Consider the following 25,401-nt stretch of genomic DNA (forward strand, 5'->3'; position numbering starts at 1 on the left):
AAATCATTCAACATTAATTTATTAAAGAGTAAGAAATATGTTTAGTAGCTTGACTGAACGCCTCTCAAAAAGTTTTCGCAACATTATTAATAGAGGAAGGCTAACAGAAAGTAACATTAAAGATACAATAAGAGAAGTAAGAAAAGCACTACTAGAAGCTGATGTTGCATTATCAGTAATAAAAACATTTATAAATAATGTTACAAAAAAATCAATTGGTTACGAAATCAATAAAAGTCTTACTCCTGGTCAAGAATTTATAAAAATTGTACGAAATGAATTAATTTTAGCTATGGGCGAACAAAATAACGATTTAAATTTATCTATTTGCCCACCAGCAGTGATATTAATAGTCGGTTTGCAAGGAGTTGGCAAAACAACAACTACAGCGAAAATAGCTAAATGGATACAAGATAAATATAAAAAAAAAATACTCATAACATCTATTGATATTTATCGCGCCGCTGCAATCAAACAATTGGAAATTCTATCCAACCAAATTAATGTAAGCTTTTATGCACCTGATACTCATCAAAAACCAATTCATATAACAGAAAAAGCAATTAAATATGCTGAATTAAAATTGTACGATATTTTGTTAATAGATACAGCTGGACGTATGCATATTGATGAAATAATGATGAACGAAATACAAGAAATACAAAATTTTTCTAAACCTATCGAAACATTATTAATAGTTGATTCAATGATGGGTCAAGATGCAGTTAACATGGCAAAAAATTTCAGTAAATATTTATCTATATCAGGTATTATATTAACTAAAACTGATAGTGATGCTAGAAGTGGAATTGCATTATCAATGCGTTATATTACTAAAAAACCCATTAAATTTATAGGAACCGGGGAAAAAATAGAAAATTTAGAAATGTTTCAACCAGAACGTATAGCCGATAAAATTTTAGGAATGAACAAAGTTGTATCTATTATTAAAGATATTGAAGAAAAAATCAATCAATCTCATGTTAAAGATTTGACTAAAAAATTAAAAAAAGGTGATGATTTTAATTTAAATGATTTTTTAATTCAAATAAAAGAAATGAGGAAAATAGGGGGATTAAATTATTTTATAGATAAACTTGCCAACAATAAAGCAATGCATAATCATTCATTATTAAACGATGAGGAAAATAATTTAAATAAAATAGAAGCAATAATTTATTCAATGACACCCAAAGAAAGAAACAATCCAGATATCATAAAAGGCTCTCGTAAACGTAGAATTTCTTTAGGATCTGGAACTAAAATTCAAGATGTTAATAAATTATTAAAAAATTTTGACAATATAAGAAAAATTATGAAAAAAATTAAAAACAATGGAATTAGTAAAATTATACGAAATATCAAAAATATATTACCTACAAGGTTTTAAAATATATTAAAATAACTATATTAATTAATTCAACGAAAAATATTATTATCAAAAAATTTAAGGAAAAAAAATGGTAAAAATTCGATTAGCTCGATATGGAAATAAAAAACGTCCTTTTTACAAAATAGTAGTAGCAGATAGTCGGTTTTCTAGAGATGGTCGTTTCATTGAACAATTAGGCTACTTTAATCCATTATCAAAAGATACAGCTACTTCTCTAAAAATAAATATTAATCGCATTATATATTGGAAAAAAAATGGAGCACATCTTTCAGATCGATCAAAAAAACTAATTCAATTATTTGAAAAAAATAAGGAAAAATTATAAATATCAAATCAGATAAACTCATTAATCCTATTTTAGTTGGAAAGATTGGAAGAGTTTATGGAATATTAGGTTGGATAAATTTTTTTTCTTTTACAGAAGATAAAGAAAAAATATTTAGTTATCTTCCATGGTTTATTTTAAAAAATAAAAAATGGGAAACTATTCAATTAAAAAGTTGGAAAAAGTATAATAATCGTTTTATTATTCAAATTAATAACGTTATAGATAGATCAGTAGCGAGCGCATGGACTAATACTGATATTTTTATTGATCGAGTTCAACTGCCAAAACTTAAAAAAAACGAATATTATTGGGATGATATTATAAAATGTAAAGTGTTTAGTGTGAAAAATAAATATTTAGGCATAGTAATTGATTTAATAAGCAACAAATATAATGATACTATTCTTGTAAAAAATAAATTAAAAAGAAACAATAAAACAATCATGATTCCATTTATTACTGAAAAAGTAGTAAAATATATAGATATTAAAAATAAAATCATAACAGTTCAATGGAATTAAAATATGATATATCCATCAAAAAAAAAGATAATCAAACATTAATATCATTTTATATCATTACTATATTTCCAGAAATGTTTACTTCGATTTCAAATTATGGAGTAACTGGAAAAGCGATTCAAAAAAAAATTATTAAGCTTAGTTTATTAAATCCAAGAGATTTTACTAAACATAAATATAAATCTGTAGACGATCGTCCTTATGGAGGAGGACCAGGTATGTTAATGACTTTTCAACCATTATATTTATCAATTAAACATGCAAAATCCTTATTACAAGATGCAACAGTTATTTATTTATCTCCACAAGGAGTGAAATTAAATCAAAGCAATATTTTTCAGCTAATTCAAAAGAAAAAAATTATTTTTGTGTGCGGAAGATATGAAGGCATAGACCAGAGAATCATTGATTCTTTAATAGATGAAGAATGGTCAATAGGTGACTATATTTTAACTGGTGGAGAACTTGCGGCGATGGTGATCATAGATTCTATTTCCAGATTTATCCCTGGTGTGATTAAAACAAAAAAATCACTAGAAAGAGAATCTTTTTACGATAATTTACTCGATTATCCAAATTACACTAGACCAAGAAAGATTTACAATATGACAGTTCCAGAAATATTACTTTCTGGTGATCACGATAAAATTCGTTCATGGCGATTAAAAAAATCTATAGAAATTACTTTAGAAAAACGACCAGATCTATTAGAAAAAAAAACTTTACAAAAAGAAGAAAAAATTATTTTAAATGCATATAAAAAAAATAAAAAATAAAAATATTATTAATTCATAATAATTTTTTTAGAGGTAAAAATGACAAATATAATCAAAAAAATAGAAGAAGAACAATTAAAAAAAAATATACCTAATTTCCGTCCTGGCGATACGCTAGAGGTAAAAGTATGGGTAATTGAAGGAGCTAAAAAACGCTTACAATCTTTCGAAGGTGTAATAATTGCAATAAAAAATCGATCTTTAAATTCATCTTTTACTATACGTAAATTTTCAAATGGAGAAGCGGTAGAACGAGTTTTTCAAACTCATTCTTATAACATTGATGATATTATTGTTAAAAGAAAAGGATTAGTCAGAAAAGCAAAATTGTATTATCTTAGAACACGCACTGGAAAATCTGCTAGAATTAGAGAAAAAATTAAGTAAATTTTTAATATAATTAATATGCAGTCACGACGTCATTCTTGACTGCACTAGTTAATGCTTACATATTTTTGTAAAATTCTAAATAGTTCCACCTATAGTTAATTGATCTACTTTAACAGAGGGCTGGCCTATACCTACTGGAATATTTTGACCTTCTTTACCGCACATACCCATACCTTGATCCATTTTTAAATCATTACCCACCATGGATATTTTTTTCATAACTTCTAGGCCAGATCCTATTAGTGTAGTATTTTTAATAGGAGTTAAAATTTTTCCTTGTTTTACTAAAAAAGCTTCTGATGTTGAAAAAACAAATTGTCCAGAAGTTATATCTACTTGACCACCTGAAAAATTTACAGCATATATTCCATAATCAATGCTTTTAATAATATCTTCTATTTTAGATGTTCCAGCCAACATATATGTATTTGTCATTCTTGGCATTGGTAAGTGGGAATAAGATTGTCGACGCCCATTACCAGTAGATTCCGTACCCATTAAACGAGCGTTAAGTTTATCTTGCATGTATTTTTTTAAAATCCCATTTTCAATTAATACATTATACTGTCCAACGACTCCTTCATCATCAATGTTTAACGATCCGCGTTGATTTTTTATTGTTCCATCATCAATGATAGTACACAATTCTGAAGCAACTTTTTTTCCGATCATATTCGTAAACACGGATGTTCCTTTTCTATTAAAATCACCTTCTAAACCATGTCCTACAGCTTCATGCAATAAAACACCAGGCCATCCAGATCCTAAAACAACTGGAAAAGTTCCAGATGGAGCTTCTTTTGAAGATAAATTTAATAGAGCTATACGAACAGCTTCTTTAGTCCAATAATCAATTCTCATTTCTTCAAAAAAATCATCTTTTTTCAAGAAAAAATTATAATTAGTACGACTACCTCCCCCACTTCTTCCTCGCTCTATTTTCCCACGTTCTTCAACTAACACACTCACTGTAAACTCAACCAATGGTCGTATATCTGTAGATAAATTTCCGTCAGTAGAAACAACCAAAATTTTCTCATAAGATCCGCTTAAAGAAGCATTTACTTGGACTACACGACTATCAGATTGTCTAGCAACATGATCTACCCTGTGAAGTAGATTAATTTTTTCACTAGAAGTAAATTTTTTTAACGGATTTAAAATATCATAAAAAGAACTTTTCTTTTGATCCATAAAAGTTTTTAGTTTTATTTGTTTCTCTTTTGCATTAATTATATTTTTTGCTATTTTAGCGCTTTTTCTAACAGCTTCTATGGATATTTCATCTGTATATGAAAATCCTGTCTTTTCTCCAGAAATGGCTCTGATACCAACGCCTTGATCGAAATGACAAAATCCTTCTTTAATAATGCGATTTTCTAAAATCCAAGATTCACAAATACGTGATTGAAAATACAAATCTCCATAATCTAAACCATGATTAGATATATCTTCTAATATCTCAAAAAGATCCTGACGATTTAATTTATTTGAAGTCAACAATGATTCACTAACTAATTCCAATGTCATTTGAACTCACTTATATTTAAAATATTTTTATATTTTCATTATAAAATATAAAAACAAAAAATAAAAAATATTTTTTATAAAAATATTATATATAATCTTAAAAGTTTGTTATAAAATGTAAGATTAAAATTCTAAATTAGTTTAATTATTTCATCGAGTTAAAAATGAAAAAAAAAATAAATGTTTTACTAATAAATGGTCCAAATCTAAATCTTTTAGGAACTAGAGAACCCAATCTATATGGATACGAAACTTTAACAGATTTAATAAAAAAATTGATAAAAAAATCAGAAAAGTTAAATATATCGTTAAGTCATACACAATCTAACGCAGAACATAAATTAATTGAAACAATACACTCTGCTCAAAAAAATAATATTAATTATATTATAATTAATCCAGCTGCTTTTACACATACTAGTATAGCAATAAGAGACGCGTTGATTGCTGTTTCTATTCCATTTATTGAAATTCATATTTCTAATATTTATAGCAGAGAAAACTTTCGTTCTCATTCATGGTTTTCGGATATATCGCAAGGCGTGATTACAGGGTTAGGTTTAGAGGGTTATTATTGGGCATTAAAAACAATATCTAAAAGATGCTCAATAAAAAAATAAAATTTTATTCTAATTTTGCACCTTCTTTATTTTGAATGTATAGAAAGTGCAATTTAATATAAAACTTATAAAGAAAATTAATTCATACCATACTTTTTTAATTTTTTTCGTAACGTGCTTCGATTTATACCCATCATTAAAGCAGCTTTTGTTTGGTTTCCACGTGTATACTGCATCATTACATCTAACAATGGTTGTTCTAATTCAGATAATATTAATGGATATAAATTATTGATATATTTAGTATTATCTAAATTTAATAAATAATTTTCTAAAGACTTTTTAATTAATAAACGTAAAGGTTTTTTTATATTTTGATTATCTTTAGTATAATTTACTAAAAATTTTGTATCTATTAAATTTTCTGACATAAAATTATCAACTCTTTAATCTTTTGTATATTTCAAATGAAGTTAAAATTATTAAAAAAATTTCAATATATTCTACAAAAAATAATATATTTTATTATATAAAAATTTTATAGCTCTTTTTCTAAATCTAAAATGAGATCTTTCATATCTTGAGGCAAATCAATTTTAAAATTCATCACATTTTTAGTAACAGGATTTAAAAATTCAATATAATGAGCATGTAGTGCTTGACGAGAAAAAGTTTTATTTGCATAAAAACACTTTTTTTCTAGATAATTATTAGAATAGTTAATCCCGTTATATAATGGATCTCCTAATAAAGGATAATTAATATGTAACATATGTGTTCGAATTTGATGAGTTCGACCTGTTTCTAATCTTAATAAAAGATGTGTATAAAATTTAAAACGCTGAATTATTTTATAATGCGTGACAGCAGGTTTTCCTGATGAATGTACTATCATAGATATTCTTTGTTTAGGATTCCGCATTATAGGGCAATTAATAATCCCTCCAGAAATCATATTTCCTTTAACAATAGCCTGATATTCTCGAATTATTTTTTTATCTTTTAACAATTGCACTAAATAATAATACGCAAAAACTGTTTTTGCTATAACCATCAAGCCACTTGTATTTTTATCTAATCGGTGAACAATTCCGCAACGAGGTAAATATTTGCTATTTTTATAATGATATAATAATCCATTCAAAACTGTACCAGTATCATTTCCGGATCCAGGATGCACAACTAAACCAGGGGATTTATTGATAACTAACAAATTATTATCTTCATATATAATATTTAAAGAAATTTTTTCTGGTAAATTAGATCGAATTTTTTTAGCAATTGGATAAATAGTAATTATTTCACCTCCTAATATTTTTTTATCAGGATTTTTCTCTATTTTACCATTAACATATACAAGATTCATAAGAATCCAGTTCTTAAGGCAAGAACGAGAATACTGTGGAAATAATTTAGAAATAGTTTGATCTAATCTCTTTCCTAAAACTGAAGAATAAGGCGCTAGTCCACTTATTTCTTTTTTTTTCAATATAAAACCCTTATTTTTTAAAAATATATTTAATCTAAATCTTTAATTTTTATAGAATATGATATTCTAATATATATTAATATAATAAATACTATTAATAATTTCATTAAATTACAGAAAACATATTATGATGCTTAAAAAAAATATTTTAATTATTTTTATACTGCTGTTTACATATTCTTTAGCGTATTCACACAATATACAACAAAAAAAATTTATTCAAGAAAAAATATTTTATGAATATTGCAAAAAAGAACTGAAAGAAAATAAATTTGATAGCGCAATATTACATTTAGAAAGCATGAAAAAAAAAAATATTTCTAATTTTTACTTAGATAAAATTCAGATTAATTTAATTTATGCTTATTATAAAGTTGAAAATTTTAATATGGCACAAAAAAATATAAATGAATTTATAAAACTATACCCAAAACATACAAATATTGATTATATTTTTTATATCAAGAGCTTAATAAATATATCGCTTGACAAAAATATTTTTTCAAAAATTTTAAATATAAAAAGTTATAAAAGTGATCCTATTTATGCAAAAAAAGCTTTCTTTGAATTAAAAAACTTTTTATATCATTACCCTGAAAGCATTTATATTATTAATGTAAAAAAAGATTTATTTGCTTTAAAACAACGCTTATTAAATTATGATTTTGAAATATTAAAATACTATTTTAATCGTAAAGAATATATAGCAGTTATTAACCGAGGCGAGGAAATACTTAAAAAATATCCAGAAACTTTTTCTGCAAGAGAAGTTTTAAATTATATTAGACAATCTTTCATTGAATTAAAAATGTTTAATACTGCTAAAAAAATATCTAAAGTTATTTTACTAAATAAAGTTTAAAATTTTTTTATTAAATATAATATAAAATATTTTTAATTCATAATAAATTATTAAATATTTTAATAGCATAAATATTATTTTTAAAAAATTAAAAAATATGAAAAATACAACAAATGAAATACGACAAAAATTTTTACAATTTTTTCAAAAAAAAGGACATACTATTCTACCAAGTAGTTCTTTAATCCCAAAAAATGATTCTACATTACTATTCACTAATGCAGGAATGAATCAATTTAAAGATTTCTTTTTAGATCCTAAAAAAAAAAAATATTCTCGTGTCGCTACTTCGCAACATTGTTTAAGAACAGGAGGAAAACATAATGATTTAGAAAATGTAGGATATACCGAAAGACATCATACGTTTTTTGAAATGCTCGGTAATTTTAGTTTTAATGATTATTTTAAAAAAGAAGCAATCATATATGCATGGGAATTATTAACATCTAAAAAATGGTTTAACATCGACAAAAATAAACTATGGGTTTCAGTGTATAAGAATGATGAAGAAACATATAAAATATGGCTTAATATTGTTAAAGTTTCTCCTAATCATATCATTAAAGTAGGCGATAAAAATAACTCCAAATACAATTCTGAAAATTTTTGGCAAATGGGGGAAACCGGGCCGTGTGGTCCATGTACTGAAATATTTTACAATTATGATACAAAAAAAAATGATGATTTTTCTAAATTCCTAGAAAATAAAAACGAAAATTTTATTGAAATCTGGAATATTGTTTTCATAGAATATAACCGTATTTCTTCAACAAAAATAATTCCTTTAAAATATAAATCTATAGATACAGGAATGGGTTTAGAAAGAATTTCTTCTGTTTTGCAGAACGTAAAATCAAATTATAAAATTGATATCTTTAAAAAATTAATTAAACAAATTTCTTGTTTCAGTAAAATAACTAACTTAAATAATATATCTTTAAAAATAATTTCAGATCATATTAGATCTTGCATATTTCTTATTTATGAGAATATATCCCCATCAAATGAACACCGAGGATATATTTTAAGAAGAATTATTAGAAGAATGTTAAGACATGCTTATAAAATTGGAATAAAAAAAAATTCTTTTTATAAAATTGTTCCGAACTTAATCGAAAATATAACTGAAAATTTTAATTTTTTAAAAGGAAAAGAAAAAAAAATTAAAGAAATATTAAAAATAGAAGAAACGCAATTTTCTGAAACTCTCGAGAAAGGATTGAAAATACTAAATATAGAAATAAAAAAAATATCCAATCAAGAAATTTCTGGAAAAACTATTTTCTATCTTTATGATACATTTGGATTCCCTGCAGATTTAGCATCAGACATTTGTCGTGAGAAAGGAATAAAAGTAGATCTTAATAGTTATTATTTAGAAAAAGAAAAGCAAAAAAAACAATCAAACATAGGAAATAAATTTTATAAAAATTTTAATAATATAATCAACATTAATGATACTTGTAACTTTGAGGGTTACAAAAAAAATACAATTAAATCATCAATCAAATATATTTATGTCAAAAAAAAAATAGTTTCATTAATTTCAGAAGGTGAAGAAGGAACTATTTTTCTTGATAAAACATGTTTTTACCCAGAATCCGGAGGACAAATAGGTGACATTGGTCAATTATATTATAAGAAATCACGTTTTATAGTTGAAAATACAAAAAAATATGGAAATACAATTGGACATATCGGGAAAGTAATTACAGGTTCATTTGAAATAAATAATTTTTTATATACTAAAATTGATAAATTTTATAGAAATCAAATTGAAATAAATCATTCCGCTACTCATTTACTTCATGCTGCATTACGAAAAGTTTTGGGCAATATAGTAACGCAAAAAGGTTCTTTAATTACTAATACACGTTTAAGATTTGATTTTTCTTATCCTAAAATTATCAGCTTATCTAACATACAAAAAATTGAAAATGTTATTAATACAGAAATATATAAAAACAATTCAATTAAAGTGCAATATTGCAGTTTAGAAGAAGCAAAAAATAAAAAAGCAATGGCACTATTCGAAAATAAATATGATTCTATTGTTCGAGTAGTATCTATTAAAAATTTTTCTACAGAACTCTGTGGAGGTACACATACTAACAGAACTGGAAATATTGGATTGTTTAAGATAATAGCGCAATCAAGTATATCATCTGGAATTAAAAGAATAGAAGCTCTAACACAATCTCAAGCATTACAATTTTTACATAATCAAGAAAGTGAAATAGAAAACATATCAAACATTTTAAAAACTAAAAGCACTAACTTTAAAGAAAAAATAAATAAATTAATAATACAAGTTAAAAATTTAAAAACACAAGTACATATTTTTCAGGAAAAAGAAAATAAATATCAAATTAAAAAAATTATTAGCAATATTGAAAAAATAAAAGGAGTAAAATTATTAATTAATGTATTTAATAATTATGATTATAATTCATTAAAATTGATAATCGATCAATTAAAAAAAGATTTTCCAAGTATTATCATTGTTCTTATAAATAAAAATAATAATTATTTTAACATAATTGCTGGAGTAACTAAGGATTTAACTAACTATCTAACTGCGTTGGAAATTATTAAAATTTTTATTAAGCACACTAATGGAAAAGGAGGAGGAAAAAACGAAATTGCTGAAAGCGTTAGTTCTAATGTAATAAATTTATCTAAAATTTTAAAAATTATTAAATCATGGATTTATTCAAAGTTAGAAAATAAAAAAGATAATATTCATGAATAATTGTATTAAAAAATCAACATATTTAATCTAAAATACATTAATATTTAATAACGTAATCTATGTTAATGTGATATTAAATTATATTATTTTAATATTTTATAGTTTAAATTTATTTCTATATCATTTAACCAAAGGAATCAGATAGGATGAACTCTTTTATTTCAAGGAACAAAGAATGCTTATTCTAACTCGCCGAGTTGGCGAAACATTGATAATTGGCGATGAAATAACTGTAACAGTACTAGGGGTAAAAGGCAATCAAGTTCGTATAGGTGTAAATGCTCCTAAAGAAATTTCGGTACATCGTGAAGAGATATATCAACGTATTCAAGCTGAAAAAAAACAACAAAAAGATTAATATTAAATATTGCATCTTACTAACATTAAGTAAGATGCATTTTGTATTCTAATTTTTTAGTTTTTATTTGTTTAAAAAAAAATTGACTTATACTTAAAAAAAAGTAAAATTAAAGTAATAAAAAATAGGTGAAATGGCCGAGTGGTTTAAGGCGCTCCCCTGCTAAGGGAGTATGCAGAAAAACTCTGCATCGAGGGTTCAAATCCCTCTTTCACCGATATAAAATTGCATCCGTAGCTCAGTTGGATAGAGTACTCGGCTACGAACCGAGCGGTCGGAGGTTCGAATCCTTCCGGATGCAAAAATCTAACCAAGAATTTATTGTCCTTGATAAAATTTTTTTTAAAAAAATTAAAAATTTAAACTTAGGAGAAAAAGTTGATAGAGGATATCTCAAGAGAAATTACTTGGCTAGAAAAAAACTCATCAATACTAAAAAATATTTATCGAGGTATTGAGCGAGAAACTCTAAGAATCAAAAAAAATGGAGATTTTTCAAATACTCAACACCCATATAAAATTGGTTCTTCATTAACGCATCAATGGATTACAACTGATTTTTCTGAAAACTTATTAGAATTCGTTACACCAAAAACTAATAACATAAATTATCTATTACATTTTTTAACAGATCTTCATTCTTTTGTAGCACATAAAAACCCAGAAGAATTCATGTGGCCATTTAGTATTCCATATAACTATAAAAAATCAACAAATATTCAAATAGCAAAATATGGAACATCTAATTATGGTGCATTCAAAACCCTTTATAGAAAAGGTTTAAAGATAAGATATGGTGATTTAAAAAATACTATTTCAGGAATACATTATAATTTCTCACTCCCAAAAAATTTTTGGAAAAAAACAAAAACAAATCAAATAGATAATGCTTCATCAGGATATTTAAACTTAATCCGTAATTACTATAGATTTGGTTGGATTATTCCATATTTATTTGGCGCATCACCTGCAATATCAAAACATTTCTTGAGAAATAAAAATTATGAATTTCAGAGAAATAAAGAAGGAATATTATATTTACCTTGGTCAACTTCATTAAGAATAAGTGATATAGGGCATACAAGTACTTCTATAGAGAAATTGAATATTACATTTAATGATTTAGAATCATATATTAAATGTTTAAAAGAAGCAATGCATACTCCATCTAAAAAATTTTCTAATTTAGGATTAACAGATAAATTTGGAGAATTGCAACAATTGAATACTAATATACTACAATTAGAAAATGAGTTATATACGCAAATTAGACCAAAAACAAAAACTCAGCGTGGAGAGTCGCTTTTAGATGCTCTAAAAAATAGAGGTATTGAATATGTAGAAATACGTTCTTTAGATATAAATCCATTTTCATCGATTGGAATTAATAAAAACCAAATACTTTTATTAGACCTATTTTTAATTTGGTGTTCTTTAGTCAATGCTCCTAAGATAAAAAAAGCAGATTTTTATTTTATTACAGAAAACTGGAAAAAAACTGCTTTCGAAGGAAGAAAACCAAATCAAAAAATTTACATTGATGCAAATAAAAATTATAAATTAACGCAAATTGGAAAAAGAATATTTCAAGATTTAAAAAAAATCGCGATCATTCTCGATCGTCAATTAATAACCTCAGAATATCAAGAAGCATGTGATAAAAAAATACTTTTTTTTGAGCATCCAGAATTAACTTATTCAGCTAAGTTTTTAGAGCTATTCATTAAAAACAAAAAAACAAAAAAAATAGCATTAAATTTAGCTCATAAATATCATCATAAATTTATGCATCAATATTTTTATAATTCACATAATAAAATTTTTGAAAATGAAACTATTAATTCCCATAAAAAACAAATACAAATAGAAAATAATGAAAGTTTATCTTTAAAAGATTATTTAAACAAATAAATTTCTCCCATGCTAAATTAACATGGGAAATTATTAATAATTTAATATAATTATCCATGTTACTATTAAGATATTTACAGCAATTATTTTTCTGAAAATAATATATTAAATGTTATAAAATTTTTACTGAGATAATGCATCTACTTTATCTAATTTTTCCCATGGAAACTCTTCTCTTCCAAAATGTCCATAGACAGATGTTTTAAGATAAATAGGTTGAAGTAAATTAAGCATTTCAATTAATCCATATGGACGTAAATCAAAAATATCTCGAACTAAATTAATCAATACCTTATTACTAAGTTTTCCAGTTCTAAATGTTTCAATCATAATAGAAGTGGGTTCTGCTATTCCAATAGCATATGACAACTGAATTTCACAACGATCAGCTAATCCTGCTGCGACTATATTTTTAGCTACGTATCTGGCAGCATAAGCTGCAGATCGATCTACTTTAGATGGATCTTTTCCAGAAAAAGCGCCTCCACCGTGTCTAGACATGCCACCATAAGTATCTACAATAATTTTTCGACCTGTTAATCCACAATCACCCATTGGACCTCCAATAACAAATCTTCCAGTAGGGTTAATAAAAAATTTAGTATCTTTTGTCAACCATTTTTTTGGTAAAACTGGTTTAATAATTTCTTCCATAACAGCTTCTTTTAAAATATTTTGACTAATGCTTTCTTTATGCTGAGTAGAAAAAACAACTGTATCAATTCCAATTACATTTCCATTTTTATATTTAAATGTTACTTGACTTTTAGCATCAGGTCTTAACCAAGACAAGATGTTTTTTTTTCTTAATTCAGATTGTTTTTTAACTAATAAATGCGCATAAGTGATGGGAGCTGGCATTAAAACTTCAGTTTCATTAGTTGCGTATCCAAAAATAATACCTTGATCTCCAGCACCTTGCTTTAAAGGATCAGATCGATCAACCCCTTGATTAATGTCAGGTGATTGTTTACCTATAGCACTTAATATAGCACAAGAATTAGCATCAAAACCTGTTTCTGAATTGATATACCCAATATTATTAATAGTATTACGAGTAATTTCTTCAACATCTACCCAAGCAGTAGTAGTAATTTCACCTCCAATTAAAACCATTCCTGTTTTGACATAAGTTTCACAAGCAACTCTTGCTTTTATATCTTGTTTGATAATTGCATCTAATAAAGCGTCAGAAATTTGATCTGCAATTTTATCTGGGTGACCTTCTGATACTGATTCTGATGTAAAAAGATATTCATTCATTATATTTTGTATTCCTTTTAATTAAATAATTTATTAAAATTAGAAAACATCTAATTTATCATTTTTAAAGCAAAATACTTTTTTTAAAACATATGCTAATATATATTTTAAATATTTTTATTAAAACAACACTCAAATAAAATATTCTTAAAATCAAAAATAAACAATAACAATTTAATATAATTTTCATATAAAATGATTAAAAAAATATTTCTTACTTTACTTAGTCTGTGGTTTTTTTTTATTCTTGTTAAAAAAAATAATATAAAAAAAAATAATATACAAAATTTTCAGCAAGCTAAAATTTTAGCAATTAAAATACATAAAAATGCTCCTGGAACATTTTATTGCGGATGTAAGATTATTTGGAGTAAAAAGAAAGGAACTCCTAATTTATCATCATGCGGATATAAAATCCGTAAAAATATAAATCGAGCAAAAAGAATTGAATGGGAACATGTTGTTCCAGCCTGGCAATTCGGGCATCAAAAAAAATGTTGGAAAAAGGGAGGAAGGAAAAAATGTGTTCAAGATCGAAACTATCGAAAGATTGAATTTGATTTACATAATTTACAACCTTCTATTGGAGAAATTAATGCGGATCGTTCTAACTTTATATATAGTGAATTAAGTAGTCAAATAAAACAATATGGAAAATGTAGTATGAAAATAGATTTCAAAAAAAAATTAGTAGAACCGCCTAAAATAGCTCGAGGAGCGATAGCTAGAACTTATTTTTATATGAGTGAAACATATAATATAAAATTATCAAAAAAGGAAAAAAAATTGTTTAAAAAATGGAATTATAATTTCCCAGTTACTAAATGGGAATGTATTCGAGAAAATTTAATATTTCATATACAAGGAAATCATAATAATTATGTTTATCAACAGTGTAACAAATAAAGAGTGATTATTTTATAAAATGAAAAATCGTATTCCACGTATTTATATTAATAAAAATTTAAAAATTCATGAAAAAATAGTTTTAAATTCACCTAATACACATTATATAATAAAAGTTTTACGGATGAATATTGAAGAAAAATTAGAAATATTTAACAATACAAATTATGTTTTTTTATCAAAAATTATTGAAATTAAAAAAAAAATAGCAACTATTTTGGTTTTAGAAAAAGAAAAAAAAGATATTGAATCTTCTTTGTTGATTCATCTTGGATTAGCTATTTCAAAAAATGAAAAAATGAATTTTGCTATTCAAAAATGTATTGAATTAGGTGTTCATACAATTACTCCGATATTTTCAAAACATTGTAATATTCATAGAGATAAAAAAAATATTTTAAAAAAAAATATTTACTGGAAAAATATAATTATATCTGCATGTCAACAATGTAAACGCAATATTATTCCAAAAATTAATCACGTAGAAGATATTAACTTATGGTCTAAGCAATCAAATAAAAATGAAACAAAAATTGTTTTAAATCCAACATCTTCAATTACTATTAATCAATTACCAAAAAAAATTAGTTGCATTCGATTATTAGTTGGTTGCGAAGGTGGTTTTTCATCTTTAGAAATTCAAAAGGTGATGCAAAATGAGTTTATTCCAGTTAAATTAGGACCAAGAATTTTAAGAACAGAAACAGCTGCAATTGCAGCAGTTACTGCTTTTCAAATAAAATTTGGTGATCTATCAATTTAATCACATAAAAATAGATTTTAAAAAAATATTAATTTAATAGTAAAAAATTGTATCTAAAAATCTATTTTTCTATAATTTTAACACTATTTTTAGTTCCCATTAGTATTATGTCAGCTCCTCTTAAAGCAAATAAACCAACAGTTACAACTCCTGGTAATAAACTAATTTTTTTTTCTATAGCAATAGGATCAGAAATGTTTAAATTATGTATATCTAAAATTATATTACCATGCTCTGTAATAACATTTTTTCTAATTTTAGGTTTTCCTCCTAATTTAATTATTTCATTTTCTATAAATGATGAAGCTATAGGAATAATTTCAATAGGTAATGGAAAAGATCCTAATATATTTACTTTTTTTGTTTCATCTATAATGCAGATAAATTTTTTAGAAACAGCAGCAATAATTTTTTCTTTGGTAAGAGCTCCTCCTCCACCTTTAATCATTTGCATATTATTATTTATTTCATCAGCACTATCAATGTAAACTTCTAATGAATGAAAGCTATTTAAGTGTAAAATGTTACTAATTCCTTTATTTTTTAACAAGATTGTTGAAGCATTTGAGCTAGAAACAACCCCTGATATTAAATGCTTGATTGTACTTAAAGCTTCAATAAAATGAAACACAGTACTTCCTGTGCCTATTCCAACAATAGCACCAGGAGAAATGTAATTTAATGCAGCCCATGCTGCTTTTTTTTTAAATTCATTTAAATTCATAATATAAACCTATTTTATTTTATGTAAATATTCTACAATAGAAGCATAAAAATTTTAATGCAAAAAAAATATAATAGCACTATATAAAATAAAAAAGTTTATATATTATTTTTTGAAGTTATTTTTTAGAATTATAAAAAAGAATAGATCGAATGTCTGGGGTACCTGGATTCGAACCAGGGATGCCGGTATCAAAAACCGGTGCCTTAACCACTTGGCTATACCCCAAAAATTCAAATAAGGAAAACATAAAATATACGGGAGGCGAGATTTGAACTCGCAAACCTTTCGGCGCCAGAACCTAAATCTGGTGCGTCTACCTATTTCGCCACTCCCGCATAAAATTGTAATTATTTATAGTGGCTACGACGGGATTTGAACCCATGACCCCAGCGTTATGAGTGCTGTGCTCTAACCAGCTGAGCTACGTAGCCGTTTTAAATAAAATAATTGATTTTAACATTTTTGAAATATTTATTTTTTTTATTCTATAATAAATGAAATAGATTATCAATATAATTAATTAATTTATTAATATTTTAACCTAAAAAATATTAATGCATACTTTATAAATATATTTTAAATACATTAAGTTGCAGGAAAAAATGAAAGAGAAAACTAGTGAATATAGTAATAACTTTATTTACAATATCGTCAAAGAAGATTTAAAAAAAAATAAATTCTTATCATTACGTACTCGTTTCCCTCCAGAACCAAATGGCTATCTTCATATTGGACATGCTAAATCAATATGTTTGAACTTTGAACTTGCAAATTTACACAATGGAGATTGCAATCTTCGTTTTGATGATACTAATCCTAGTAAAGAGAAAATTAAATATATTAACTCTATTAAAAATGATATTAAATGGTTGGGCTACCAATGGAATAAAGAAATTTTTTATTCTTCTAAATACTTTTTAAAATTATATCAATATGCAAAAGAACTGATTAAAAAAAATTTAGCTTATGTAGATCAATTAACAAAAGAACAAATACGTGAATACAGAGGAACATTAATTAGTCCTGGAAAAAATAGCCCCTATAGAAATAGAAATATTAAAGAAAATTTAGAATTATTTAAAAAAATGAAAGAAGGATATTTTAATGAAGGTGAAATGTGTTTACGTGCTAAAATTAATATGAGTTCTCCATATATTGTTATGCGAGATCCTGTTTTATATCGAATTATTTACACAAAACATCACCAAACAAAAAATCAATGGTGTATTTATCCCATGTATGATTTTGCCCATTGTATTTCAGATTCAATAGAAGGCATCACACATTCTTTTTGTACATTAGAATTCCAAGATAACAAGCGATTATATAATTGGATTTTAGAAAATACTAGCGTTTCTCACTATCCAAAACAATATGAATTTTCTCGATTAAACTTAAAACATTCAATTTTATCGAAAAGAAAAATTAAAACACTTATTGAAAGGAAAATAATTAACAATTGGGATGATCCTAGAATACAAACTATTTCTGGATTAAGAAGAAAAGGATATACACCATCTTCTATTCGGGAGTTTTGTAAAAAAATTGGCGTAACGAAACAAAACAATTTGATAGAATTTTCTATGTTAGAATATTGTATCAGAAACGAATTAAATGCTAAAGCTATACGTACAATGGCTGTTTTAGATCCGATAAAATTATATTTGTACAATATTGATGATAACTATCAAGAAATTTTTACTGTTCCAAATCATCCAAAAAAACCAGAACTAGGAACTCATGAAGTTATTTTTACTAATACAATATACATTGAACGAGAAGACTTTAAAGAAAAACATGAAAAAAATTATAAAAGATTAAAAATTGGAACAGAAATACGTTTAAGATACGCATATATAATTAAAGCAGAAAGAATAGAAAAAGATATATATGGAAACATTATACAAATAATATGTTTTTGTGACCTTAAAACATTAGGAAAAAAACCAACTAATCGAAAAAACCCAGCAGTAATTCATTGGATCTCAATAAAAAACTCATATGCATCAGAATTTAGATTATATGAAAAGTTATTTAATATAGATAATCCAGAACAAGAAAAAAACTTTTTACTTTTTTTAAATCCTAAATCAATAATTATCAAAAATGGTTTTATTGAGAAAAAGATAAGTGAAAAAATACAACAAAAAATAAACAATATTAAAACAAAAAATAAAAATTTATTTTTTCAATTTGAAAGAGTTGGATATTTTTGTGTAGATTTAGTTGACTCAAAAAAAGATAAATTAATTTTCAATAGAACTGTTAGTTTACGAGATACATGGAATAAAAAAAAAAATTAATATAATTTTTGGAAATTATATATGATTTAATTAATAAACTAATTTTATTTATTAAAACAATTCAATTAAAGATTTTAATCTTTAAATTACTTTCTATTTAACTAATATTTTTATATTTAGCATGATTAAAAACTATATTTTCATTACTGGCGGTGTTGTTTCATCTTTAGGAAAAGGTATTGCAGCAGCTTCTTTAGGAGCTATATTAGAAGCAAGAGATCTTAAAATAACCATTATGAAATTAGATCCATATATTAATGTTGACCCAGGCACTATGAGTCCTATTCAACATGGAGAGGTATTTGTTACTGAAGATGGAGCTGAAACCGATTTAGATTTAGGACATTATGAAAGATTTATTCGAACAAAGATGACATATTTAAATAGTTTTACTACAGGCAGTATTTATTCTGAAGTATTAAGAAAAGAAAGAAGAGGAGATTATTTAGGCGCTACTATTCAAGTTATACCTCATATTACTAATGCTATCAAAGAAAGAATTATTTTATGCTCTAAAAATAGTGATGTGATTCTTGTGGAAATAGGAGGAACAGTAGGGGATATTGAATCTTTACCATTTTTAGAAGCAATTCGGCAAATAGCAGTAGACATTGGTAGGAAAAATGTAATTTATATACACTTAACACTTGTACCCTATATTGAAACGGCTGGGGAAATCAAAACTAAACCTACGCAACATTCAGTGAAAGAACTTCTATCTATCGGAATACAACCTGATATTTTAATTTGTAGATCTCAAAAAGATATACCAATAAACGAAAGAAAAAAAATAGCACTCTTTTGCAATGTCCCAGTTGATGCAGTAATATCATTAAAAGATGTTCATTCAATATATGCAATTCCAAAATTATTAAAAGATCAAAAATTAGATAATTACATATGTAAATACTTTAAATTAAATGTACCTGAAGCTAATTTAAAAGAATGGGAAAAAGTTATCTATGAAGAAAAAAACTCTAATAACGCAATTATTATTGGTATAATTGGGAAATACGTTAAATTACCTGATGCATACAAATCAGTTATAGAAGCATTAAAGCATGCAGGTTTAAAAAATAAAATTAAAGTAAATATAAAACTAATTAATTCTCAAGAAATAGAAAACAAAAACTTTGAATGTTTAAAAAATCTTAATGGTATTTTAATACCCGGTGGTTTTGGAGACCGAGGAGTAATAGGTAAATTATTATCAGTAAAATACGCCCGAGAAAACAACATTCCATATTTCGGAATATGCTTAGGTATGCAAATAGCAATTATAGAATTTGCACAAAATGTAATAGGAATTAAAGATGCAAATTCTACAGAATTTGATCCTAAATGCAAGTTTCCTGTAATTGATTTAATTAAAGAACAAGATAGTAATATAAAATATGTTATTAATGACAAAAAAAGAAATAATTCTAATTTAGGTGGAACGATGAGACTAGGAAGTCAACCTTGTAAATTAACCACTAATAGTTTATCTCGAAAATTATACAAAAAAGATATCATTTTAGAAAGGCACCGTCATCGTTATGAGGTAAATAATATTTTATTAAAAAAAATCGAAAAATTTGGACTAAAAATTACAGGAAGATCAGAAAATAATAACGTTGCTGAAATTATAGAAATATCTAATCATCCATGGTTCCTTGGTTGCCAATTTCATCCTGAATTTACTTCTACACCACGTGATGGACACCCATTGTTTATAGGATTTATAAAATCAGCAAAACAATATAAAAATAAAAATAAAAAATACATGAAGGTAAAAAATGTCTAAAATAGCAAATATAATAGGCCGCGAAATTTTAGATTCTCGAGGCTATCCTACGGTAGAAGCTGAAGTATATCTTGAGAATGGTTCAGTGGGATTAGCATCTGTACCTTCTGGCGCTTCTACTGGATCGTTAGAAGCTTTAGAATTACGTGATCAAGATAAAAATCGTTTTATGGGAAAAGGTGTACTTAAAGCAGTTAAATTGATTAATCATGATATTCGAAATGCTTTAATAAATAAAAATTCTTATGATCAAGATCACATTGATCAGATAATGATTAATCTTGATGGTACTAAAAATAAGTCTAAATTAGGTTCTAATTCAATTTTATCTGTATCTTTAGCGGTAGCAAAAGCAGCTGCGTCTTCTAAAAGAATGCCTTTATATCAGCACATAGCAGAACTAAATAATTCAACCGGTATTTACTCAATGCCACTACCAATGATTAATATTATTAATGGTGGAAAACATGCAAATAATAATATTGATCTTCAAGAGTTTATGATACAACCTATCAGCGCAAAATCAATTAAAGAAGCGATACGCATCGGAGCAGAAATATTTCATGCATTAGGTAATGTACTGAGAGATAAAAATATTAGCACAACAGTAGGTGATGAAGGTGGATATGCTCCTAATTTAAAATCTAATGAAGAAGCTTTAAATATAATTCAAGAGGCAATAAATAAAACAAAATATAAATTAGGAAAAGATATTACATTAGCAATAGATTGCGCTGCTTCTGAATTATACAATATAAATGATAAGAAATATCAATTTCAGGGAGAAAAACTAAAATTTAATTCAATTGAACTCACTCATTATTTAGAAAAATTATGTAAAAAATATCCTATTATTTCCATTGAAGATGGTCAAAATGAATCTGATTGGGAAGGATTTTTATATCAAACTAAAACACTAGGAGATACTATACAATTAGTAGGAGATGATTTATTTGCTACGAATATAGAACTTTTAAAAAAAGGAATAAAAAAAGGCGTTGGAAATGCTATTTTGATAAAATTAAATCAAATTGGAACATTAACTGAAACAATGAAAACGATAAAAATGGCAAAAAAATTTAACTATAGCACTATTATTTCTCATCGCTCTGGTGAAACTGAAGATGCTACAATAGCAGATTTAGCAGTAGGAACAGCATCAGGACAAATCAAAACAGGATCTATGTGCCGTTCCGATAGAACATCAAAATATAATCAATTAATAAGAATTGAAGAAAATTTAGGTGTAAAAAACGCTCCTTTTTATGGCTTAAAAGAAGTTAAATCATCTTTTATAAAATTATAATTTTTAAAAGAGAATCAGGTATGTATAATAACGTATACCTGTTTCTCATTTATTAAATATAATATAATGATTAATTTGAGAGTATAAATACTATGTATTATCCAATTAACGAAATTTTTCAAACTATACAAGGAGAAGGGAGTTATACTGGTACACCATCAATTTTTATTAGACTACAAGGTTGTCCAGTGCATTGTCCTTGGTGTGATACAAAATATACATGGATGTGTTCTCAAAAAGAAAATGTTTCTGTAAAAGAAATAAAAAATAAAAATCAAGCGAATAAAAAATGGAGTTTTTTACATGAAAAGGATATCTTAAGAATTTTAAAAAAATGGACAACTAAACATGTTGTAATTAGTGGAGGTGAACCATGCTTGTATAATCTTTCAAATATAACAAAAACATTGGAAGAAAAAGATTATCAATGTCAAATAGAAACCAGTGGTATAAAAAATATTATATGTTCTTTGAATACTTGGGTTACTCTTTCACCTAAAGAGAATATCAAACCATTATATACATCTATAATACGTTCTAATGAAATAAAATTTCCTATTTTTAAGAAAGAAGATTTATTATATGTATATAATATTTTATCCAAAATAAAAGATAAAAAAAAACGCATTATTTGTTTACAACCTATTAGCCAAAATGAAAAGGCGTTAAACATATGCATAAAAGCATGCATAGAAAACAATTGGAAACTATCAGTACAATTACATAAATATCTCAAAATTCAATAAAATTAAATGATTTTAAACTCCTTCATAAATACAACCAGATGTACATGTTTCTTTGATTATAACAGCGCTTAAAATAAACAAATTCGGTTTTAGACGATCCCAAATCCATTTTGCTAAAATTTCACTTGTAGGATTTTCTAATCCTTTGATATCATTAAGTAAATAATGATCTAATTGATTATAAATAGGTTGAAATAATAGCTTAATATCACGATAATCCATTATCCAACCTTTGTCTTTATTAATTTTACCTCGTAATTTTAATCGAACAAAAAAAGAATGACCATGCAATCTTCTGCATTTATGTTCTTTAGGAAGATTTGGCAAATAATGTGCTGCTTCGAATTGAAAATCTTTAAATATAGTAGTGTTTATCATATTTTATATATCTTATAAAAATTAATTAAATTTCCGATGTTTTTTGAGTTTTATTTTAGGAAATAAACTTAGTAAATTAATTGGATTTCCTTGAAATCTAACTTCAAAATATAATTTTGCTACACTGTTCTCTGAATATCCTATAGTAGATATTTTTTGATTTGCATGTACTTGATCATTTAATTTAATAAAAATTTTTTTATTAAATCCGTATATACTTAAATAATCATTATTATGTTTAATAATAATTAATTTTCCATAATTTTTAAAGGTATTGCTGATATAAACTACTTTTCCTTGGTCCATAGCAAAAACTGGTTGTCCTTCTACACCTTCTATCTCAACACCTTCTTTATTAATAGAATAATTATAAAAAAATTGCATATTAGAATTTTTTAAAGGCCAATACCAATATTTAAAAAAAATATCTTTTTCTTGATTTCGGTATTTATTATAAATAAAGCATATTTCGGTTAATAAAGTATTTTTATTTAAAATATTGATAATATCAAATTTTTTATTAAAAAAACTTGTATATAAAATATGTTTTTTATATTTATCACTGTAAATTATATAGTTTATATTTTGATTATTGACCATCGAAATATTATTTACTAATATTTTTTGACCGACTAATATTCGATAAGGTTTATGTAAATTATTATATTTTAATAATGTATCAACATTAGACTGGAAACTTTTTGCAATAGAATATAGAGTGTCATTTTTTTTAACAACATAAAATATATCAAAATTATTGTTTTTTAAAAATCCAATGCAATTTTTATTTTGAATAGTAACTAAATATTTTTTATTTCTTTTAAGAAATAAAAAACATTCTTTTTTATATTTTTTTTTTAAATTATTTTCAACATATAAAAATTTTTTAGCATTCAAGTAAATATTTTCTTTTTTTGCTAATGCAATATTTGAAAACGTATATTTATTACAAAAAAATAATATAAAAATATATAAAAATAATTTATTTTTCAAAAAATTCAATTTCATTAAATTACGCTATTTTGTTATATAAGTAATATATGCTAATAAAAAATATTATTCATAAGAAAGATAAACTAAAAATATGTTTTATAAGTAATTCTAATAAAATTATTTAAAAAAATTTTTTTTTATCTTTTAAAAGCATGACAACGGATTGACATGCAATTCCTTCTTTCCTTCCAATAGATCCTATTTTTTTAGAAGTAGTGGATTTAATACTAACATTATTCATTTCAGTATTTAAATCAATTGATAGATTTAACCTCATCAAAGAAATATGAGGTAACATCTTAGGAGTTTCAGCAATAATAGTACTATCTATATTAGATATACAATAATTTTTTAAGCGAATTTTTTTCCAAATTTTTTTTAATAAAATTCTGCTATCAACATTTTTATATTTCTTTTTAGTACTTGGAAAAAAAGCGCCAATATCCCCCATTGCAACAGCCCCTAATAATGCATCTATCAAAGAATGTATTAATACATCACCATTAGAATGAGCTATTAAACCTTGATGATTAGGAATATTTACACCTCCCACGATCAATGGTTTTGAGCTTCCGAATGCATGTAAATCAAAACCATATCCAATTCTCATATATAAAATATCCTTCTAAATATTAAATAATTTTTTAAGGTAAATTTCAGCAAAAACAAGATCTTCAGGAAAAGTAATTTTAATATTTTTGTAACTACCTAAAACTATTGAAGGATGATATCCGCAGTACTCTAATGCTGAAGATTCATCTGTTATATCAATATTATCTCGAATACTTTTCTTTAAACAAAATCGTAACAAATCAACTGGAAATAATTGAGGTGTTAAAGCATGCCACAATTTTTTTCGAGCAATGGTATGCGATATTTTTTTTCTTTCATGAACATATTTTATGCTATCAAATACTGGTCGAGCTAAAATACCGCCTATCTTGTTTTTTTTAATAATAGAAATTAATTTTTCTAAATCTTTATGACTTAAACAAGGTCGAACAGCGTCATGAACTATAACCCAATGTGCATTTGTCGGAACAATTAACCCTGATAAAACTGAATTGATTCTTTTATTGCCACCAATTACAGATGTAACCCGAATATTAGATGCAATAGACAACTCATGAAAATAGTTATCTTTTTTATTTAAACTAACAATAATATGAGATATACTAGGATGTGATAATAATGTTGTTAAAGTATATTCAAGAATAGTACGATTTTTAATTTTTATATATTGTTTTGGGATATCTAATAACATTCTTTTGCCAATTCCCGCAGCTGGGACAATTGCTAAGATTTTAGGTTTAAAAGTATTTTTCAGTATCATTTTATGCCTAATACTTGATATTTAAAA

General features: G+C 25.1%; 25 protein-coding genes and 5 tRNA genes. 18 read left to right on the plus strand and 12 right to left on the minus strand.

Annotated features, from left to right (window positions below):
- Window positions 1-37: 37 nt before the first annotated feature.
- From ffh to rplS, 5 genes are all read left to right on the plus strand, one after another.
- Complete coding sequence (gene ffh / locus HU701_RS02180; RefSeq protein WP_158346527.1) at window positions 38-1,390, plus strand: signal recognition particle protein; 1,353 nt, start codon at window positions 38-40, stop codon at window positions 1,388-1,390.
- 70 nt (window positions 1,391-1,460) lie between these two features.
- A complete protein-coding gene (gene rpsP, locus HU701_RS02185; protein ID WP_158346530.1) occupies window positions 1,461-1,718 on the plus strand; it encodes a 30S ribosomal protein S16 in 258 nt (85 codons plus the stop codon).
- Window positions 1,719-1,792: 74 nt separating this feature from the next.
- The gene (rimM, locus tag HU701_RS02190; protein ID WP_248594373.1) at window positions 1,793-2,242 is read left to right on the plus strand and encodes a ribosome maturation factor RimM; all 450 of its coding nucleotides are present in this window, start codon (window positions 1,793-1,795) and stop codon (window positions 2,240-2,242) included.
- 14 nt (window positions 2,243-2,256) lie between these two features.
- Window positions 2,257-3,018 carry a tRNA (guanosine(37)-N1)-methyltransferase TrmD gene (trmD, locus tag HU701_RS02195; protein ID WP_178919505.1) on the plus strand — a complete coding sequence of 254 codons (762 nt, stop codon included), beginning with the start codon at window positions 2,257-2,259 and terminating at the stop codon, window positions 3,016-3,018.
- Between the two features lie 39 nt (window positions 3,019-3,057).
- Entirely contained in the window at window positions 3,058-3,405 is a 348-nt protein-coding gene (gene rplS, locus HU701_RS02200; RefSeq protein ID WP_178919288.1) for a 50S ribosomal protein L19, read from the plus strand.
- A 78-nt stretch (window positions 3,406-3,483) separates the two neighbouring features.
- On the opposite strand, the gene tldD is transcribed toward rplS, so the two are convergent.
- Entirely contained in the window at window positions 3,484-4,938 is a 1,455-nt protein-coding gene (gene tldD / locus HU701_RS02205) for a metalloprotease TldD (protein WP_178919290.1), read from the minus strand.
- A gap of 164 nt (window positions 4,939-5,102) precedes the next feature.
- Here tldD and aroQ point away from each other — a divergent pair, with 164 nt between their 5' ends.
- Window positions 5,103-5,558: a type II 3-dehydroquinate dehydratase gene (gene aroQ, locus HU701_RS02210; protein ID WP_158346538.1), complete on the plus strand. Its 456-nt coding sequence runs from the start codon at window positions 5,103-5,105 to the stop codon at window positions 5,556-5,558.
- 77 nt (window positions 5,559-5,635) lie between these two features.
- On the opposite strand, the gene fis is transcribed toward aroQ, so the two are convergent.
- A complete protein-coding gene (gene fis, locus HU701_RS02215; protein WP_158346540.1) occupies window positions 5,636-5,929 on the minus strand; it encodes a DNA-binding transcriptional regulator Fis in 294 nt (97 codons plus the stop codon).
- A 107-nt stretch (window positions 5,930-6,036) separates the two neighbouring features.
- On the minus strand, window positions 6,037-6,987 hold the full coding sequence (rluD, locus tag HU701_RS02220; protein WP_178919292.1) for a 23S rRNA pseudouridine(1911/1915/1917) synthase RluD: 951 nt from the start codon (window positions 6,985-6,987) through the stop codon (window positions 6,037-6,039).
- Between the two features lie 127 nt (window positions 6,988-7,114).
- On the opposite strand from rluD, the gene HU701_RS02225 reads away from it, so the two are divergent.
- From HU701_RS02225 to gshA, 6 genes are all read left to right on the plus strand, one after another.
- The gene (locus HU701_RS02225) at window positions 7,115-7,849 is read left to right on the plus strand and encodes an outer membrane protein assembly factor BamD (protein WP_178919294.1); all 735 of its coding nucleotides are present in this window, start codon (window positions 7,115-7,117) and stop codon (window positions 7,847-7,849) included.
- A 97-nt stretch (window positions 7,850-7,946) separates the two neighbouring features.
- Complete coding sequence (gene alaS / locus HU701_RS02230; RefSeq protein ID WP_158346544.1) at window positions 7,947-10,601, plus strand: alanine--tRNA ligase; 2,655 nt, start codon at window positions 7,947-7,949, stop codon at window positions 10,599-10,601.
- A 175-nt stretch (window positions 10,602-10,776) separates the two neighbouring features.
- Window positions 10,777-10,959: a carbon storage regulator CsrA gene (gene csrA / locus HU701_RS02235; RefSeq protein ID WP_158346546.1), complete on the plus strand. Its 183-nt coding sequence runs from the start codon at window positions 10,777-10,779 to the stop codon at window positions 10,957-10,959.
- A gap of 127 nt (window positions 10,960-11,086) precedes the next feature.
- Window positions 11,087-11,176, plus strand: a tRNA-Ser gene (locus HU701_RS02240).
- A gap of 10 nt (window positions 11,177-11,186) precedes the next feature.
- Window positions 11,187-11,260: transfer RNA gene (locus tag HU701_RS02245), tRNA-Arg, on the plus strand.
- A gap of 77 nt (window positions 11,261-11,337) precedes the next feature.
- Entirely contained in the window at window positions 11,338-12,870 is a 1,533-nt protein-coding gene (gshA, locus tag HU701_RS02250; protein ID WP_158346548.1) for a glutamate--cysteine ligase, read from the plus strand.
- A gap of 123 nt (window positions 12,871-12,993) precedes the next feature.
- On the opposite strand, the gene metK is transcribed toward gshA, so the two are convergent.
- A complete protein-coding gene (metK, locus tag HU701_RS02255; RefSeq protein ID WP_158346550.1) occupies window positions 12,994-14,133 on the minus strand; it encodes a methionine adenosyltransferase in 1,140 nt (379 codons plus the stop codon).
- Window positions 14,134-14,328: 195 nt separating this feature from the next.
- Here metK and HU701_RS02260 point away from each other — a divergent pair, with 195 nt between their 5' ends.
- Together HU701_RS02260 and HU701_RS02265 are read left to right on the plus strand one after the other, a co-directional pair.
- Window positions 14,329-15,039, plus strand: coding sequence for an endonuclease (locus HU701_RS02260; protein WP_158346552.1), 711 nt, complete (start codon window positions 14,329-14,331; stop codon window positions 15,037-15,039).
- A 19-nt stretch (window positions 15,040-15,058) separates the two neighbouring features.
- Window positions 15,059-15,802, plus strand: coding sequence for a 16S rRNA (uracil(1498)-N(3))-methyltransferase (locus HU701_RS02265; protein WP_178919296.1), 744 nt, complete (start codon window positions 15,059-15,061; stop codon window positions 15,800-15,802).
- Between the two features lie 61 nt (window positions 15,803-15,863).
- Here the strand turns inward: HU701_RS02265 and rpiA are convergent, their stop codons facing one another.
- From rpiA to HU701_RS02285, 4 genes are all read right to left on the minus strand, one after another.
- The gene (gene rpiA, locus HU701_RS02270; RefSeq protein WP_158346556.1) at window positions 15,864-16,526 is read right to left on the minus strand and encodes a ribose-5-phosphate isomerase RpiA; all 663 of its coding nucleotides are present in this window, start codon (window positions 16,524-16,526) and stop codon (window positions 15,864-15,866) included.
- A 156-nt stretch (window positions 16,527-16,682) separates the two neighbouring features.
- Window positions 16,683-16,754: transfer RNA gene (locus HU701_RS02275), tRNA-Gln, on the minus strand.
- A 28-nt stretch (window positions 16,755-16,782) separates the two neighbouring features.
- Window positions 16,783-16,864, minus strand: a tRNA-Leu gene (locus tag HU701_RS02280).
- Window positions 16,865-16,886: 22 nt separating this feature from the next.
- Window positions 16,887-16,960 (minus strand) — tRNA-Met (locus tag HU701_RS02285).
- Window positions 16,961-17,131: 171 nt separating this feature from the next.
- Here HU701_RS02285 and glnS point away from each other — a divergent pair.
- The 4 genes from glnS (at window position 17,132) to queE (ending at window position 22,670) form a co-directional block, all read left to right on the plus strand.
- On the plus strand, window positions 17,132-18,832 hold the full coding sequence (glnS, locus tag HU701_RS02290; protein ID WP_178919298.1) for a glutamine--tRNA ligase: 1,701 nt from the start codon (window positions 17,132-17,134) through the stop codon (window positions 18,830-18,832).
- A gap of 121 nt (window positions 18,833-18,953) precedes the next feature.
- A complete protein-coding gene (locus tag HU701_RS02295; protein ID WP_178919300.1) occupies window positions 18,954-20,618 on the plus strand; it encodes a CTP synthase in 1,665 nt (554 codons plus the stop codon).
- Window positions 20,611-21,924 carry a phosphopyruvate hydratase gene (gene eno, locus HU701_RS02300; protein WP_158346562.1) on the plus strand — a complete coding sequence of 438 codons (1,314 nt, stop codon included), beginning with the start codon at window positions 20,611-20,613 and terminating at the stop codon, window positions 21,922-21,924. The genes HU701_RS02295 and eno overlap by 8 nt, the downstream gene beginning before the upstream one ends.
- Window positions 21,925-22,016: 92 nt before the next feature.
- Window positions 22,017-22,670 carry a 7-carboxy-7-deazaguanine synthase QueE gene (gene queE, locus HU701_RS02305; protein WP_158346564.1) on the plus strand — a complete coding sequence of 218 codons (654 nt, stop codon included), beginning with the start codon at window positions 22,017-22,019 and terminating at the stop codon, window positions 22,668-22,670.
- Window positions 22,671-22,682: 12 nt separating this feature from the next.
- Here queE and queD read toward each other — a convergent pair whose 3' ends face one another.
- The 4 genes from queD to ispD form a co-directional block, all read right to left on the minus strand.
- The gene (queD, locus tag HU701_RS02310) at window positions 22,683-23,045 is read right to left on the minus strand and encodes a 6-carboxytetrahydropterin synthase QueD (protein WP_158346881.1); all 363 of its coding nucleotides are present in this window, start codon (window positions 23,043-23,045) and stop codon (window positions 22,683-22,685) included.
- Between the two features lie 24 nt (window positions 23,046-23,069).
- Window positions 23,070-24,056 carry a peptidoglycan DD-metalloendopeptidase family protein gene (locus HU701_RS02315; protein ID WP_178919302.1) on the minus strand — a complete coding sequence of 329 codons (987 nt, stop codon included), beginning with the start codon at window positions 24,054-24,056 and terminating at the stop codon, window positions 23,070-23,072.
- A 106-nt stretch (window positions 24,057-24,162) separates the two neighbouring features.
- Window positions 24,163-24,651, minus strand: a complete 489-nt coding sequence (ispF, locus tag HU701_RS02320) for a 2-C-methyl-D-erythritol 2,4-cyclodiphosphate synthase (RefSeq protein ID WP_178919304.1) — start codon at window positions 24,649-24,651, stop codon at window positions 24,163-24,165.
- 15 nt (window positions 24,652-24,666) lie between these two features.
- On the minus strand, window positions 24,667-25,374 hold the full coding sequence (gene ispD / locus HU701_RS02325) for a 2-C-methyl-D-erythritol 4-phosphate cytidylyltransferase (protein WP_158346570.1): 708 nt from the start codon (window positions 25,372-25,374) through the stop codon (window positions 24,667-24,669).
- Between the last annotated feature and the right edge of the window lie 27 nt (window positions 25,375-25,401).

The sequence above is a fragment of the Buchnera aphidicola (Aphis gossypii) genome (assembly GCF_013394915.1).
In the GTDB taxonomy this organism is placed as follows: Bacteria; Pseudomonadota; Gammaproteobacteria; order Enterobacterales; family Enterobacteriaceae; genus Buchnera; species Buchnera aphidicola_AZ.

Coding starts and splice junctions, on each gene's coding strand:
- ffh (WP_158346527.1), top strand. CDS start 38: ATGTTTAGTAGCTTGACTGAACGCCTCTCAAAAAGTTTTCGCAACATT.
- rpsP (WP_158346530.1), top strand. CDS start 1,461: ATGGTAAAAATTCGATTAGCTCGATATGGAAATAAAAAACGTCCTTTT.
- rplS (WP_178919288.1), top strand. CDS start 3,058: ATGACAAATATAATCAAAAAAATAGAAGAAGAACAATTAAAAAAAAAT.
- tldD (WP_178919290.1), bottom strand. CDS start 4,938: ATGACATTGGAATTAGTTAGTGAATCATTGTTGACTTCAAATAAATTA.
- aroQ (WP_158346538.1), top strand. CDS start 5,103: ATGAAAAAAAAAATAAATGTTTTACTAATAAATGGTCCAAATCTAAAT.
- fis (WP_158346540.1), bottom strand. CDS start 5,929: ATGTCAGAAAATTTAATAGATACAAAATTTTTAGTAAATTATACTAAA.
- HU701_RS02225 (WP_178919294.1), top strand. CDS start 7,115: ATGATGCTTAAAAAAAATATTTTAATTATTTTTATACTGCTGTTTACA.
- alaS (WP_158346544.1), top strand. CDS start 7,947: ATGAAAAATACAACAAATGAAATACGACAAAAATTTTTACAATTTTTT.
- csrA (WP_158346546.1), top strand. CDS start 10,777: ATGCTTATTCTAACTCGCCGAGTTGGCGAAACATTGATAATTGGCGAT.
- metK (WP_158346550.1), bottom strand. CDS start 14,133: ATGAATGAATATCTTTTTACATCAGAATCAGTATCAGAAGGTCACCCA.
- HU701_RS02260 (WP_158346552.1), top strand. CDS start 14,329: ATGATTAAAAAAATATTTCTTACTTTACTTAGTCTGTGGTTTTTTTTT.
- HU701_RS02265 (WP_178919296.1), top strand. CDS start 15,059: ATGAAAAATCGTATTCCACGTATTTATATTAATAAAAATTTAAAAATT.
- rpiA (WP_158346556.1), bottom strand. CDS start 16,526: ATGAATTTAAATGAATTTAAAAAAAAAGCAGCATGGGCTGCATTAAAT.
- glnS (WP_178919298.1), top strand. CDS start 17,132: ATGAAAGAGAAAACTAGTGAATATAGTAATAACTTTATTTACAATATC.
- HU701_RS02295 (WP_178919300.1), top strand. CDS start 18,954: ATGATTAAAAACTATATTTTCATTACTGGCGGTGTTGTTTCATCTTTA.
- eno (WP_158346562.1), top strand. CDS start 20,611: ATGTCTAAAATAGCAAATATAATAGGCCGCGAAATTTTAGATTCTCGA.
- queE (WP_158346564.1), top strand. CDS start 22,017: ATGTATTATCCAATTAACGAAATTTTTCAAACTATACAAGGAGAAGGG.
- HU701_RS02315 (WP_178919302.1), bottom strand. CDS start 24,056: ATGAAATTGAATTTTTTGAAAAATAAATTATTTTTATATATTTTTATA.
- ispF (WP_178919304.1), bottom strand. CDS start 24,651: ATGAGAATTGGATATGGTTTTGATTTACATGCATTCGGAAGCTCAAAA.
- ispD (WP_158346570.1), bottom strand. CDS start 25,374: ATGATACTGAAAAATACTTTTAAACCTAAAATCTTAGCAATTGTCCCA.